Below are 15,228 nucleotides of genomic sequence, written 5' to 3' on the forward strand. Positions count from 1 at the left end.
CACCTCAACCAAAGCGCCTTTCATCAACCTAGTCAAGGAACAGCCCGTTCGCCTAGCGAGCGGGCTGGTTGGTTCTCTCAATCCGAAACACTTTAAAGCCGATATCAAGCTCCGTCTTCCCCGTTTCATAAACGATTTTCTCCCCCGCGCGGCGGATGCGCTCGCGGCCAATGTCGCAAATCGTCCGAAACCCCACCCGATACGCCTCGGACGTTTCCGCAAGCCGTTCGGGAAGCTGCACCATCATAAACGACCGCCGGCCGCCGTCTTCTGCGTTTTGCTGCATGACGGCATGGGCCGTTGTCGCCGAGCCGGAAAAAAAGTCGAGGATGAGATCATCATCCCTCGTTGTCAACGCCACCATGCGCTGAATGAGCTTCACCGGCTTCGGGTAATCCATCACCGCGAGCCCATCGAACAGCTCCTTCAGCTCCTTTTTCGCCTCCTGCGAATGGGACACCTCGTCATGCGTCCAAATCGTAAGCGGCGTCACCGTCGGCTTCACTTCGCTTAAAAACCGCTTCAGGCGCGGCACCCCGCTTCCGTCTTTGCCAAACCAAATGCGGTTATCCGCCGCCAGCTCGGCGAAGCGCTCCTTCGTCACCCGCCAGCAATACCCGTTCGGCGGAGAAACGACCCGACCGCTTGGCGTCACAATCTCATAAATCTTTTCCGAAATCGGCGGACCCACCGACAAATCGCCTGACGTCCATGGACCGCGCGGGTCATTGTCTGGGTTGGCATACCGCCCATCCGCTTCCGGATGGCGCGGCAAGCCGTACCAAGCCAGGCGATCGATGTTTTTCGCATAACATAAAATGAAATCATGGTTGCGCGAGGCGAACTTGTTCATATTCACGGGCGAAAACGCCCGCTGCCAAATGAACGTGGCGACAAAATTCCGCTCGCCAAAAATTTCATCGCACATTTTTCTCAAATTCGCCTGCTCCGTATCATCAATGGAGATAAAGATGGCCCCCGTCTCGGCCAACAGCTCCCTCGCCACCCAAAGGCGCGGGTACATCATGTTGAGCCAGCCGGCATGGGCACGCGCTTCTTCCTGGATTCCGCTAGGAACAACGGCTTTCCCCTTGCGCCAATTGTCTTTGTACGTGAGCACTTTTCCTGTATTGTACGGCGGATCGATGTAAATCATTTGAATGGTTCCCGCATGCGACGTTCGCAGCAGCTTTAACGCCTCTAAATTGTCTCCTTCAATATACCAATTGTTCGTTGTCTCCCACTGTTTGCTCGCTGCCCGGTCCGGCCGCAATACTCCGGACGCAGGCAGCTCAGCGAGCCGCCTCGCCTCCGCCTTCCCCGGCCACGTGAACTCATATGCTTCTTGCCGTTCGTGACCGCCAAACACTCTCTTCAGCAACTCCCAATCGATGCCCCCATCCACAACCGCTTCCGGAAAGAGCTTTTTGATCGCCTCAAGCCTTGCATCCGCTGCCGGTTTCCTTCTCCCGCCGACGTTTGCCATGGCACGCCCCCTCTCCTCTTGCACCGCTCTGTGCGCGGCGCTTCTTGTCCGCGAAAAAGAAACCGTATTTCCATTATTTCGCCATGGCTCGGCGGTTTCCTGCCAAAAAACCCGCCTCCTACGAAAGGAAGCGGGGACGAAAGACGCTAAGCGGGTTCTTCTTTCAAGCGTTAAAGCAACGCGCCGATTCACTTTTCACACTACCCGTCGTAAGAAGCCGCTCCGTCGGGCGTACGGCAGCCGACCCGATACATATACAGTTTGACGCCGTCGATCATGAATGCCCGGGCTTCCCCATGCCGTGAAGCGTAGTGCTCGAGCCCGAGCATAAAGTTCACTCCTTCACGGTATTCCTCGTTGCCGATTACGTGAAGCGACGGCGACATGAGTTGGCGCGAGAGGAAGAGGATCGCCTTTTTCCGCGCCCGTGTGAGCGAAACGTTGAGGCGGTTCAAACTGTAGATAAACTCCCCTTCCATCATGGCCAGTTCAGGGTCGGCGACGCCGTAGCTAATGATCGCCGCATCCGCCTCTTGCCCTTGCATTTTATCAACCGTATCGACGAAAAACGGCGGGCGCAATTCTTGGCGTTCAAGCTCACGGCGAATGGCGCGGATTTGCGCCCGATGCGGCGAGATGATAAACAGCCCGTGGCGCCAAAACGCTTGATCGCCATCCGGCGTGTCATCATACCGTTTTCCATCACCATCGAGGAGCCGTTCCCGAAGCACCCTCGTTATGTTGGCCACCCAGCGCGCTTCGGCCTCATTTTCTTGCGTGCCGTGCGCACCATCATAAACGCAAACAACAAGCGGATAATCGGGATCGATGGCCGCTTCCACCCATTCATCGGCAGGCGGCGCGGCGGCGAGCGCCAATGTTTGCTCGGCAATTTGGCGGGTGAACGCCGTATAGCCGGGTCCGTAAATCTGCTCGGCCGGGTAGCGGCAAAGCGCCTCATTCATACGGAAATTGTCCGTCAATTGGCGGGTATACCGCTTCTCGACATCAGCGTCAAACAACAGGCGGAAAATCGAGTCGAACAAGTGCGGCTCCTCTTCGCCGGCCGCATACGTCCCTTGAATGATCGGCGGCAGCTGGAAATGGTCGCCGACAATGAGCAGCCTACCTGCTTTTTTGACATGACGTAACGCCAACAGTGAATCGGCCACGCGGATTTGCGACGCCTCATCAAGGACGACAACGTCAAACTCTTCTATATAGCCCTTTTCGTATGCCCTTTGAATGCCGTACAGCGTGGCGCCAAGCACCCGATGGCCGCCGCTGCCAAGCCATCCGAGAAGGTCACGGTCCGCCACCTCGGCAATTCCTTTGGCGTTTTCCGTCTGAATCTCGCCGAGCTTGGCAATGTGGACACGACGCCGCGGCACAAGCTCCTGAATTTTACGCAGGCAGTTTTCGATCGCCGCGTGAGTGAAGCCGGAGATGAGAATAGCAAGCCTCCGCCCCTGCTTTTCGTAAATCGCCATAAGCAACTGAAGAGCGGCGGCGATAAAGTGCGTTTTTCCGGTGCCAGGCGGCCCCCAGACGAGTGTCAACGTATGACGAAGAAACTGAAGAAACGCCTGGCGCTGGCTTTTGGTCAGCCCGCTTTGGCGGAGGAGCGCCTTCACCTCCTCTACATCCCAGTTGGGACGAAACGTTTTCCGATACCGGATCGGATCGCGAATCAAGTCCAAGATGCGATGATTTTCCTGATCCAACTGTTGCAACGCCTGCAAGACGCGCCGGGTGGTAAAATCGGCATGCCGGATCGACAGCCAATACTCCTCTCCTTCCACAAGCGGGAACCGGTCGAGCCATTTGGGCAACTCGAGCTCGAGTTCAGCTGTCTTGCCATCATCTTCGATGGCGCGAATGCGGACAAAATAGACATTGGCCCATTGGGGTGGCTTCCATTCACTGGCGTACTTGTGATCAGAAAACGTCTGTTGCGCCTTTTCCCCTTCCTCATTGCACTCGGTGAGCAGCCAGCTCGCCTTTTGGTCGATCGCTTCAAGCGCCTGCCGGTTGTTCAGACGGAACCGCCCGTCGCCAAGGTACGTGACATGAAGCGTCACTCCGTTCTCAAGCCGCTCCGAAAGCGGGAGCAGGCGGCTTCGGCGAATTTCCAAGTAGTTTAATAGCGCCTCGTAGCGCGCCATAAACGCCAGCTTGGACACAAGCGGATCACGGTAATCAGCCAGATCGGGAAAAGCAAATTTTTCCGGCCAGACAATAAGCGGCGAAGGATGGACGCTCTCAGCCCAGACGCGGATGCCTTGGATAATGCTGCTTGCGGCCCAAAGCCGACGGCTCAGCTCCACCTCAACCGCTTTCCTCTTTTCTTCATCCCCCTTTTGCCATGCGTCGTGCAACACATCCATTTTCATGACGTTCGTCAAGCGGAACGAAAAGCGCTCGCTCGCCCGATACGTAAACGGCGAATCACCGTAAGCGGCGATATACCCGGATAAGTCCTCGAGCCGGTAAGCGACGTGCACCGGCAAGGCAAACAGCTGGCTCGCTACCGTTGTCAGGACAACGACAGGAAGCGGAACCATTTCGCATGGGTGATCGCTGGCGCTTGATAACACGCTGCTATGAAAATAAGACAGCAATCGAACCGCTTTTTCGTTATATTTCGGATCCAACAAAAGCTCATGAAGCAACTGTTGCACATTTTCCCATTCATAGTTGTCGACGACATACGCCTGCACTGACTTTTGCGCCCGCCACTCTCGTTCTCGGTTGTAATCGTGCACCGTCTGAAGCAGGCGGTCAAGCGCATCGGCCAACTTTCGGCCGACCTCGTCACATTCCTCAAACGAACCGGCGATAAAATGATGCATTTCCGATCCCGTTCCAAACACGTCTGTTCCACCAACACGGTACAACGATGCCGCCGCAACCTTTCCCGTCAACTGATCGCGTTGAGCGGTGAGAATAAGGCGGATGTCTTCCCATATGGGCATATGTGTCACCGCCCGATCATACGGAACGACTTTTTCTTGCGCGATGGCCTCAAGCTGCGCTTCAAGCCGCCGAAGTTGGCGCGCCAGCCCGGCGTTTTGTTTCAGCACATGCCTGTTTTCTTGACGTTCAAGAAATTGGCGAAACTCATCGATCGTCTCAGGCAGCTGCCGCTCACGGATGAAGCGGGACGCGTAGTTCGATAAGTACGGAACGAGGGAAATGTGCTTCTGTTGCCGCGCTTTGTCGAAACAATAGTCATAAAACGGACACCATTCACACCGGTAATCTAAGTGCCAAAACAGCTCATCGGGTTGCTTCTCGGCCAGCGCCGTCAGTTCGCCAGCCAAAAACTGTTCGAGATACGGGAGCAACTGGCTGATATCGGCTGCTTGCGGCTGCTCGGTTTTGTACGTCCATACCCCCGCTTCGCGCCAATCCACATTGCCCCTAATGCCGTGCTCCTCTAAAACGGAAGACAAAATCAAGGCGTACAACGCCGTTTGCACGCGGTGGGAAAGCTTCAACACGTCTGATGATTTGATGTCGATGATGCGAAACACAATGCCGTTTTGTCCCGGTATGCACTCAATCAAATCCGGACGGCACGCCGCAAAACGGATCACATCTGAGTCCAGCCCGTACCGTTCGTAAAAACGCGGTGGCACAATCAAGGTCGGCTGATACAAATACCGCTTGCTCGGCTGTTTCAGCTCGCCAATCGTCTCTTCGCCATCCAAATAGCAGTGGGAAAGAGGCATGCCATGCAACCGCCCTCCCATCTTCACTTGGCCGGCTAAATATGTCGAGATCACTTCTTCTTCCCACTCAACGCCACGGCGCAGCACGCTCTCATGAATCGCAGGCCGCTCAAACAACTCTTCAGGCACATCGAGCTCCTCGCGCCGTTCTTTCGCCAACGACTGAAAGTAAAAATTCCGCTCGCATTCATGGTAAAAATAGCTCGCGATTTTCGCCGGGGAAACGTAAAGCATACATCGATTCCTTTCCTTATCTAAAAAGTATTGGCCGACGCCTGTGCTGGAATTTGTCATTTTGTTCATTCATTGTATCATATGTTTGTACGCTTTCCTATATACACCATACACCATTCCTGCTTGTTCAACAAGAACATATGTGCTATAATAAAGGAAATTAGGATAAAAGAGGTGCCAAAATGAGCGAAGAGATCCTCTTGCAACTGTTCGACCGGCTCGGTCATATCGAAAACACGTTGCATCTCCTCGTCGAAAGCCACAAACGGCTGGAAGCGGAACAACAAGAAATGCGAAAAGAACAGCAGGAGATCCGAAGAGAACAACAAGAAATGCGAAAAGAACAGCAGGAGATCCGAAGAGAACARCAAGAAATGCGAAAAGARCAGCAGGAGATCCGAAGAGAACAGCAAGAAATGCGAAAAGARCAGCAGGAGATCCGAAGAGAACAGCAAGAAATACGGAAAGAGCAGCAGGAAATCCGAAGAGAACAGCAAGAAATGCGAAAAGAACAGGAAGAATTCCGACGGATCCAGCAAGCTCTCCTTGAAGGCCAAAAGCGGTTAGAAGAAGAACAAGCCCATATCAAAGCCGGCCAAAAAGAGCTGTATGATCTGATGTCTGCTCTTCTTCACCGCCAGGATGAAACCGACGCTGCACTCGACGCCCTCGCGATGGACGTGCATAAACTTCACGGTGAAGTCTCTTCCATCCACCAAAGACTCGACGCCTTAGAGAAAAAAGTCGATTCCCATGCCCAATCATTCACCGAACAGCTGAACAACATCAAGCTTGACATCACCTTCCTCTCGAACAAAGTCATCGAACACGAACGGGAAATCTACAAAATTAAGAATGTCATTTTATGACGATAAAGCAGGCGGGCCGCCTAAGCCCGCCTGTCCGTTATCTAAGCTCTTGTTCAACTTATTTAACCATTTCCCCCGTCCGCCAGTTCAAACAGCCCGATTTTTCCTCCTTTTTTCGCATGTGTAAACGATCCCTCCACATAGCCGAACAATTCGCTTTCCAGCAAAGCGTCAGGAATGGCCGCACAGTTTACAGGAACGAATGGGCGGTCAGCCCGCGGGCTTTCCTGATGAATCGCCTGGGCGAACAGCTCCTTGCCGGTTCCGCTTTCCCCCATAATTAACACTGGCAAGTCCGACTCTGCTGCCCGTTTCGCGATACGGATCATTTCTTTGAGTCGGCCGTTATGCTTGTTGTTATTTTGTATGTGCCTGTGCCGCTCTTTACGACGACAAAAACGCAAAAATCTCCTTCACGGAAAAACGCACCTCGGGAAACACGGTCGATGCAGCCGCCCCGTTGGCTGCATCGTACACGTCTTCTAGCTGAAACGTCCCCGATTGCCAAACATATTTTTCCATCACCTGGTGCTGATAATCGACAAGCCAGTACTCGCGGACTCCTGCTTTCTCATAATAATGACGCTTAAGCAGCCGATCGTTGCGGGCCGTGCTTGGCGACAACACTTCCACCACCAGGTCGGGAGCGCCGTAACACCGCCCTTGGCGCAGTTTCGTTCGGTCGCAAATAATGGATAGGTCGGGCAACACCGTTACATTTTTCGTTCCTTTTTGTTCATCTTCAAACAAAAGGACGACTTGGAGGTTGCTGCCGAACACAAGGCAAGGACTTCCTTTTAACGCCATGCGAAACTCGGCAATCAAATTGGCGACCACCCCTTCATGCTCATAAGGAGCTGGGGACATCAACACAATCGTTCCTTCGTACAGCTCCATCCGCTCGTCTCCAGCTAAAGAAAAGAACTCGCCGAGCGTATACCGGCGTTGCTCACCTGGTTGGCTCATGCCGCTCTCCCTCCCGCACATGCTTTTTCCTCTATTGTAAGCAAACCGTTTGCTCGCCGACAATCGCCTTTGCCAATTCCCTCACGCTAAAAAAAGCGCCCTGCCCAAACGGCAGCGCACTTTCCTCAACTTCTTATCCTTTTACAAACACCGTTTTAATCGCCGTGAAAAACTCGATAGCCGCCCGCCCTTGTTCCCGTGAGTGGGAGCTGGACTGCTTCATCCCGCCAAACGGCGCTTGCAGTTCGACTCCTGCGCTTTCTTCATTAATCCGGACGAGCCCGGCCTCGATGTCTTGGATGAACGCGAGCATCTTGCCGATATTTTGCGTGAAAATCGAGGCGCTCAATCCAAATGGCGTGTCATTGGCGAGAGAAAGCGCTTCTTCCAGCGAATCCACTTTGATTAACGCCAACACCGGGCCAAAAATTTCTTCGCGGGCGATCGTCATGTCGGGCGACACGTTTTCAAAGATCGTCGGCTGCACGTAAAACCCTTTTGCCCGCTCCCCATCCGTCAAACGTTGGCCTCCGTAAACGAGCGTCGCCCCTTCTTCGATTCCTTTTTGGATGTAATACAGAACCGTCTCAAACTGCTTTTGGCTGGCGCACGGCCCCATCCAAACGCCGTTCTCGAGTCCATTGCCGATGTTCAGCTGTTTCACTTTTGCCAACAATTTTTCCTTAAACTGATCATAGACGGTGCGCTGGACGAACACGCGGCTTGTCGCCGTGCATTTTTGTCCGGTGGAGCGCAACCCGCCGCTGATTGTTGCCTCGACGGCGCGATCAAGGTCAGCGTCCTCGAGCACGATCACCGGATTCTTCCCGCCCATTTCCAGCTGGTATTTCGCCCCTCGGGCCACCGCTTTTTGGGCGATCGTTTTGCCGACTTCATTGGAGCCGGTGAAGGTGATGCCATGAATGTGGGGATGTTCGGCGATCGCATTGCCGATGACCGATCCTTTGCCTGTCACCAAATTCACAACCCCGGCCGGCAGCCCCGCTTGATCAAAGCACTCCACGATTTTCGCGGCGGTGACGGCTGTTTCTTGCGCCGGCTTAAACACAACGGTGTTTCCATAGACGATGGCGGGTGCGATTTTCCAAATCGGAATCGCGACTGGAAAGTTCCACGGCGTGATGACCCCGACCACGCCAAGAGGCACGCGCGTTGTAAACATAAGCGCTTCGCTGTCCGTCGATGGGATGACCTCGCCGATAGACCGCATCCCCTCCCCAGCATAGTAGCGCAAAATATTGACTCCCCGCTGCACCTCCCCTTTCGCTTCTGGGAGCGTCTTCCCCATTTCCCTTGTCATCGTTTCCGCGATCTCATCGAGCCGTTTCTCCAAGAGATCCGCCGTGCGGAACAAATACTCTCCGCGTTTCGGGCCGGACAGCTTCCGCCATGCCGCCTGCGCCCTTCGCGCCGCCTCCACCGCGGCGTTCACATCTTCCGCGCCGGACTCTTGGACATAGCCGACGATGTCATCGATGTCGGCTGGATTGAGGCTGGCTTCCGTTTTCCCGGATGCAGAAGGGACCCATTCTCCGTTGATGTAGTTCAAGTATGTTTGTTTTTCTGTTCCCATCTTCATAATATCTTCTCCCCCTTTCCATTCACGTGATCGCTGCATACGATCTTGGAAAAAATGTTTGCCCTTGGTCATGATCTGAAAAATACAAGTTCATAACACTACTATAATATAGTTGAAATATTTTGTGAATTATATAAGTTGCAATTTTTTTACATGGCATTGTTCGCTCTTTTTGTCACCGTGCCAGCTTTTCAAGTGATAAAGATAGGACATGGAGATCGGAAATCCTTTATTACAACCTAATATAGATTGAATGCGGCTACAATGAACAAAACACCGAATCCATTGCATGAAAGCAACGAAAAACCAACCTCCCCTAAACAAGGAGAGGCTGGTTTCCATTTCACCCTGACCACCTTAATCATGGAAATTCGTCCCATCCGTCACTTCTTTGACGATGCCGGCGCGGATGACGAAGTCGCCGAAGTGTTCACCGTCAAGCCGCTCTTTTGCATAGCGGGATAGGAGCATGCGCAGTTCGCGCAAAATTTCCTCCTCGCCGATGTTTTCGCGGTACAGTTTGCCTAAGCGCGTGCCGTTGAACGCGGCGCCAAGGTACATGTTGTATTTGCCGACCGCTTTGCCGACGAAGGCGATTTCCGCGAGCACGTGGCGGGCGCAGCCGTTCGGACAGCCCGTCATGCGGATCGTGATTTCTTCGTCGCGCAAACCGTTTTCATCGATAATTTCCTCGATTTTATCGAGCAGTTTCGGCAAGTACCGCTCCGCTTCCGCCATCGCCAAGCCGCACGTCGGCAAGGCGACACAGGCGAGCGCGTTGCGGCGCAAGGCGGTGTACCGGCGGCCGTCGGTCAAGCCGTATTCGGCGATGAGCGCCTCGATTTCCGGCTTTTTCTCGCTCGTGACATTGGCGATGATCAAGTTTTGGTTTGGCGTCAACCGGAAATCGCCGGTATGGACTTTCGCGATTTCGCGCAGGCCGGTCATCAGCTTGTAATCGTCGTAGTCTTTGACGCGACCGCCTTCGACAAAGAGCGTGAAATGCCACGTCCCATTGACGCCTTCGACCCAGCCGTAGCGGTCGCCGCTATGCTCGAAATGATACGGGCGCGCTTCGCCGAGCTTCCAGCCGAGGCGGCGCTCCAACTCTTCTTTGACCGCATCTAGGCCGAGCCGGTCGATCGTGTATTTGAAGCGGGCATGTTTGCGCGACGAGCGGTTGCCGTAGTCGCGCTGGATTGTCATGATTTTTTCCGCCACCTCAACGACTTGATCGGGCTTGCAGAAGCCGATCACTTTCGCCAGCTGCGGATACGTCGTTTTGTCCCCATGGGTCATCCCCATGCCGCCGCCGATGGCGACATTAAACCCGGCGAGCTTGCCGTCCTCGACAATGGCGATCAACCCGATATCTTGCGAGAACACATCGACATCGTTCGACGGCGGAATGGCGATGCCGATTTTAAACTTCCGCGGCAAATACGTCGGACCGTAAATCGGTTCTTCTTCACCGTCGACCGGCGGCGTGCCGGCGACTTTTTCATCATCAAGCCAAATTTCGTAATACGCCCTCGTCCGCGGCAGCAAATGGTCGCTGATCAGCTTCGCCCATTCATACACTTCCGCATGCACTTCCGACTGGTACGGGTTCGGGTTGCACATGACGTTTCGGTTGACGTCGCCACAGGCGGCGAGTGTCGTCATCAAGGCGCCATTGATGGCTTGCATCGTTTTTTTCACGTTCCATTTCAAGACGCCGTGCAGTTGGAACGCTTGGCGCGTCGTCAGTTTCAACGTGCCGTTGGCGTATTTGCAGGCGAGTTCATCCATGACAAGCCACTGCTCCGGCGTCGCCACCCCGCCCGGCGTGCGCACGCGGATCATAAATTGATAGGCCGGTTCGAGTTTTTGTTTTTGCCGCTCGGTGCGCACGTCGCGGTCATCTTGCAAGTAGCTGCCGTGGAACTTCATCAGCCGGTTGTCATCATCTGGGATGCCCGCGCTGAGCGGATCTTCCATCGTTTCGGCGAGCGTGCCGCGCAAGTAACGGCTTTCCTGCTTGATGCGCTCGACATCGCTCGGCGGTCCGTCCGGCGCTTTTAACTCGACTTTCGCCATTTCCGATCCCACTCCTTTTGATGATTAATAGACGTCGCGTTGATACCGTTTTTGCTTTTGCATCTCGGTGACATACGCTTCCGCCTGTTCGCGGCTCATGCCGCCCTCTTTTTCGATAATCTCGATCAACGTCTGATGAACGTCGCGCGCCATGTGTTGCTTGTCGCCGCAAACGTAGACGACAGCGCCTTCCTCAAGCCAGCCGAACAGCTCTTTGCTTCGTTCAAGCATCCGATGCTGCACATACACTTTCTTCTCCGTATCGCGAGAGAAGGCGACATCCATTTTGGTCAGCACGCCGCTTTTCAACCATGCGAGCCATTCGGTTTGATACAGGAAGTCGGTCATAAAATGTTGGTCGCCGAAAAAGAGCCACGATTTTCCTTTCGCCCCGATGGCCTCGCGCTCTTGCATAAAGGCGCGGAACGGCGCCACCCCAGTGCCTGGACCGATCATAATGATCGGCGTGTCCGGATCCTTCGGCAGCTTAAAGTTCGGGTTCGGCTGCACAAAGACCGGCAGGGTATCGCCGATTTGGACGCGTTCGGCACAGAACGTCGAGCACACCCCTTTGCGCAGGCGGCCGTGCGACTCATAACGGACCGCGCCGATCGTCAAGTGCACTTCATCTGGATAGGCCGCTAAGCTGCTCGCGATCGAATACAGGCGCGGTGGCATTTTTCGCAAGATGGAGATGATTTGCTGCGGCGCGGCGTCCCATGGGCCGAAATCGCGCAGCGCATCCAACAAATCGCGGCCTTTGGCGTATTCTTTCAATTTGGCTTCATTGCCGGGCGCCACAAGCGCTTGGAGCTCGCTGTTTTTTGACAGCGTCGCCAGTTTTTGCAACAGCGCTTTCGTCAGCACCGTAATTTCAAAATGCGAGGTGAGCGCTTCTTTTAACGACCGCACTTCCCCATCTTTGTCGATCGTCACGGTTTCTTCCGGATTCCATTTCATTTCTTGAATGATCAGCTCAACCAGCTCGGGATCATTTTTCGGGAAAATGCCAAGCGCATCGCCCGGCTCATACTTCAACCCCGATCCCTCGAGCGACAATTCCAAATGGCGCGTTTCCTTGTTCGACCCGCGGCCGTTTAAGTTGACGTTTTCAAGCACCTCGGCCGGGAACGGGTTTTTCCGCGAATAGACGACAGCGGGTTCAATTTTTGGCGCCACGGCCGCAACGGACAAAAGCGGCGTGGCCCCAACATGGGCATTCGCTTCTTTGCTTAACTCGCCAAGCACGCCATCAAGCCATTTCGCTGCCGCTTCTTCGTAATCGACATCGCAATCGACACGCGGATAAAACCGCGTTCCGCCCAGCTCCTCAAGCCGTTTGTCGAAATCTTTCCCCGTCTGGCAAAACTGCTCGTACGATGTATCGCCAAGCGCCAAGACGGAAAAGCGCAGATGATTCAGCTTTGGCGCCCGCTTGCTGTGGAGAAATTCGTAAAACGATACCGCATTGTCCGGCGGATCGCCTTCTCCGTGCGTGCTCACAACAATGAGCAGCGTCTCCACTTTCTTTAATTCGTTTGGCTTAAAATCAAGCATGGACAACACTTTCGCTTCGAAACCGCGCTCCTTGAGCGCTTTGCCGGCTTTCTCAGCCAGCTTTTGCGCATTGCCGGTTTGCGAGCCGTACAATACCGTCACTTCTTTCGAAACCGGTTTGCTGCTTCCAGCAAACAGCACCGGCGCTTCGGCATCCAAAACGGTGACCGCCGCCTCGGCAGCAGCCAAATACCCGCTCAGCCAAAGCTTTTGCGACGGCGTCAACGTCGGCAACAAACGATTCAAGAGCTCAATCTGCTCCTGGGTAAACGGACTGTTGGTTACTTGAAGCTGCAACGATGCCCACCCCTCGACTATAAAATGAAATGGAACGGTGGCGCGACCTTTGCCCATTAGGCGCTGCCGCCCAATATCCACTTATTCCTATAAAACAAGTATACTTTAAATGCGATATTATATTTACACTTTACCGCAAAACAAAACATTAGTAAAATAAATATAAATTATTGAAACTATTAATATTTATAATAGATACTCTCTGCAACAACTATCGAGCGATGGGCAGGAGGAATGAAGATGTACTATGACGAACTAAAAACATTTATTACGTTGGCGGAAGTGAAAAATTTCACAAAAACAGCGGAAATTCTCCATTTGTCGCAGCCAAGCGTCAGCTTGCACATCAAAAATTTAGAAAAAGAGTTTCAAACGAAACTGTTCATCCGCTCCCCGAAGCGGCTGCGCATGACGCCGACCGGCGAGCTCCTATACGACCGCGCCAAACAAATGGTGGCGCTTTATGAACAAACGAAACAAGACATCTTGGAGCACCATCACGCGATCAAAGGGGAGCTGAAAATCGGCGCCAGCTTCACGATCGGGGAATATATTTTGCCGCCGTTTTTGCTCGACTTCCAAGAGCACTATCCCGAACTGGAGCTTGAGGTAATGATCGGCAACACGAAAGAAATCGTCGAGCTCGTCAAGTCGTACCAAGTCGACATCGGCTTGATCGAAGGGCAAACGAACGAAAAGGAACTGTCCGTTCATCCGTTCATGCAAGACGAGCTCGTCATCGTTGCCTCCAACCGCCACGAACTGGCGCAAAAAGGCGAAGTCACGATCGCCGAGCTGCAAAACGAAGCATGGGTGGCGCGCGAAGTCGGCTCCGGCACGCGTGAATATTTCAACCACTTCATCCGCTCAAACGGACTGAAGGTGAAATCGCTCATGATCATTAGCAGCAACCAAGGCATTAAAGAAACGTTGATCAACGGCAACGCCCTGTCCTTGTTGTCGCGCAGCGTCGTCGCCCGCGACATCGAGCACGGCCATCTGTCCATCGTTCGCCTGAAGCACTCTCCTTTTTATCGGATGCTTTCCTATGTCTATATGCCGATTATGGAAACTAAGCAAAATATGCATATTTTCATTCAAGCGCTCAAAAAGAAGTGGGCGTGCACTGAAAAATAAGCGGTGCAAAAGATGCACCGCCTTTTTGTCATCACAGTCCCGCCGTGTTTTATAACTAAAAAATTTTAGCAGCTCGTCTCATGTGCTGAAATTTTAGGATAAAATATGGATCGCGACTAAGATGCCCGCGGCTAATAATAATCCAATATGTGTTGACCGGATCAAGGAGCTTGCTTTATTTTTTGAAAGAACAGCTCCAAAAACCGCCGCCACTCCCGCGAATACTATAGCCATAATGCCCATGTACTCCCTTATTTCCAACTCCCCTTCAGAGAAGTACATAAGGGCACCATGCGCTATAGCAAGCGCCAACGCAGCTGCGCCAATAGGCATATGCCATGTTGCTAACCATTTTAAGAGAGAGACAAAGAAAGATTTTATGTTCGGAACAGTTCTCATAATGAATTTAGCATTTCGTCTCAATGGCAAAAGCGCCCCTGCCAATAAAGCAACAGAAACCGCTCCCCATCCTAACATCTCTCCGCTTTCCTTGGCCATTCCTTCCCCCTTTTCCCTAGGTTCTTCGTATTGCTCTCCATGCTCATAGAAATGCTCTCGTCCATCATCTGCAAACACACGATTGACTTGCACCGCCGCAAAACAAATTAACAAATATGCAATTGAAATGCTTAATGCCACCATCCATTTTTTCATTGTTTACCCCTCGCTTTCAATAATGGTTGGTTGCGGAAGCGTCACAATGAATCGGCTTCCTCGTTTTTCTTCACTTTGTACATTAATCGTTCGTAACTATTCACCCCAGTGCTAGTGTATAAAAAAGCCCAGCACAAATAGGGCATTTCGGTCATAGAAAATGCCCTAGGTAGCGGAAAGAACTCGATCGATCGTTTCGCCTGCCAACAGAAGACATAACGAATCCCACACGTTTTTTTCGTGTTTCGTCAGTGTGGAAACGATGCTTCTTGCGATGCAAAACGACTGCGCGAATGTTTCTTCGCGAAACGTACCCGAAATGTTCTCTTTGACTTTGACCATGCGAAGATCGCGTTCGGCKTGGTTGTTGTCAAAGGGAACATGTACTTCMCGTAAGAACCGCAGCGCTTCTTCCTTTCGTTTTTGAAGCCGTCGAACAAAAGCAAGTGCTTTTTTCGGAAGAGGCGGCATCGTTTCTAATCGGTGTTGTGCTCTTTCTAGGATGCGATCATACACTCGTTCCCACCGTCTCGCTTCTTCTTCGGAAAGTGCACCGTGATGGGCTTCGACGGCTTGCTTGGCGGCTAACAGAAACGTGGTCATGCGCATCGCCCA

10 protein-coding genes and 1 pseudogene are annotated in these 15,228 nt (G+C 53.0%); 2 read left to right on the plus strand and 9 right to left on the minus strand.

Translation table 11 applies throughout. From position 1 onward, the window contains the following. Positions 1 to 52 precede the first annotated feature (52 nt). Both B1A75_RS16745 and B1A75_RS16750 read right to left on the minus strand, forming a co-directional pair. A complete protein-coding gene (locus tag B1A75_RS16745; protein WP_074044625.1) occupies positions 53 to 1,486 on the minus strand; it encodes a site-specific DNA-methyltransferase in 1,434 nt (477 codons plus the stop codon). 200 nt (positions 1,487 to 1,686) lie between these two features. Then, the gene (locus B1A75_RS16750) at positions 1,687 to 5,454 is read right to left on the minus strand and encodes a bifunctional RecB family nuclease/DEAD/DEAH box helicase (RefSeq protein ID WP_079936554.1); all 3,768 of its coding nucleotides are present in this window, start codon (positions 5,452 to 5,454) and stop codon (positions 1,687 to 1,689) included. Positions 5,455 to 5,636: 182 nt separating this feature from the next. Between B1A75_RS16750 and B1A75_RS16755 the strand changes: the two genes are divergently transcribed. Further along, complete coding sequence (locus B1A75_RS16755; protein ID WP_079936555.1) at positions 5,637 to 6,323, plus strand: coiled-coil domain-containing protein; 687 nt, start codon at positions 5,637 to 5,639, stop codon at positions 6,321 to 6,323. Positions 6,324 to 6,394: 71 nt separating this feature from the next. Here B1A75_RS16755 and B1A75_RS16760 read toward each other — a convergent pair. The 5 genes and pseudogenes from B1A75_RS16760 to B1A75_RS16780 form a co-directional block, all read right to left on the minus strand. Continuing rightward, a pseudogene (locus B1A75_RS16760) lies at positions 6,395 to 6,673 on the minus strand (sigma 54-interacting transcriptional regulator); the annotation flags it as partial. Positions 6,674 to 6,707: 34 nt separating this feature from the next. Further along, positions 6,708 to 7,289: a Uma2 family endonuclease gene (locus tag B1A75_RS16765; protein ID WP_079936556.1), complete on the minus strand. Its 582-nt coding sequence runs from the start codon at positions 7,287 to 7,289 to the stop codon at positions 6,708 to 6,710. A gap of 133 nt (positions 7,290 to 7,422) precedes the next feature. Further along, on the minus strand, positions 7,423 to 8,889 hold the full coding sequence (gene gucD / locus B1A75_RS16770) for an alpha-ketoglutaric semialdehyde dehydrogenase GucD (RefSeq protein ID WP_079936557.1): 1,467 nt from the start codon (positions 8,887 to 8,889) through the stop codon (positions 7,423 to 7,425). 357 nt (positions 8,890 to 9,246) lie between these two features. Next, the gene (gene cysI / locus B1A75_RS16775; protein ID WP_079936558.1) at positions 9,247 to 10,968 is read right to left on the minus strand and encodes an assimilatory sulfite reductase (NADPH) hemoprotein subunit; all 1,722 of its coding nucleotides are present in this window, start codon (positions 10,966 to 10,968) and stop codon (positions 9,247 to 9,249) included. 24 nt (positions 10,969 to 10,992) lie between these two features. Then, the gene (locus B1A75_RS16780; RefSeq protein WP_079936559.1) at positions 10,993 to 12,822 is read right to left on the minus strand and encodes an assimilatory sulfite reductase (NADPH) flavoprotein subunit; all 1,830 of its coding nucleotides are present in this window, start codon (positions 12,820 to 12,822) and stop codon (positions 10,993 to 10,995) included. A 240-nt stretch (positions 12,823 to 13,062) separates the two neighbouring features. On the opposite strand from B1A75_RS16780, the gene B1A75_RS16785 reads away from it, so the two are divergent. Continuing rightward, on the plus strand, positions 13,063 to 13,959 hold the full coding sequence (locus B1A75_RS16785) for a LysR family transcriptional regulator (protein ID WP_079936560.1): 897 nt from the start codon (positions 13,063 to 13,065) through the stop codon (positions 13,957 to 13,959). A 93-nt stretch (positions 13,960 to 14,052) separates the two neighbouring features. On the opposite strand, the gene B1A75_RS16790 is transcribed toward B1A75_RS16785, so the two are convergent. Then, positions 14,053 to 14,613 (minus strand): hypothetical protein, encoded by a 561-nt coding sequence (locus B1A75_RS16790; RefSeq protein WP_074044700.1) that lies wholly within the window; start codon positions 14,611 to 14,613, stop codon positions 14,053 to 14,055. 165 nt (positions 14,614 to 14,778) lie between these two features. Then, positions 14,779 to 15,228: IS66 family transposase (locus B1A75_RS16795; protein WP_139761755.1), on the minus strand; the 450-nt coding region annotated here is incomplete at its 5' end.

This window comes from Geobacillus sp. LEMMY01 (genome assembly GCF_002042905.1).
GTDB lineage: Bacteria > Bacillota > Bacilli > Bacillales > Anoxybacillaceae > Geobacillus > Geobacillus proteiniphilus.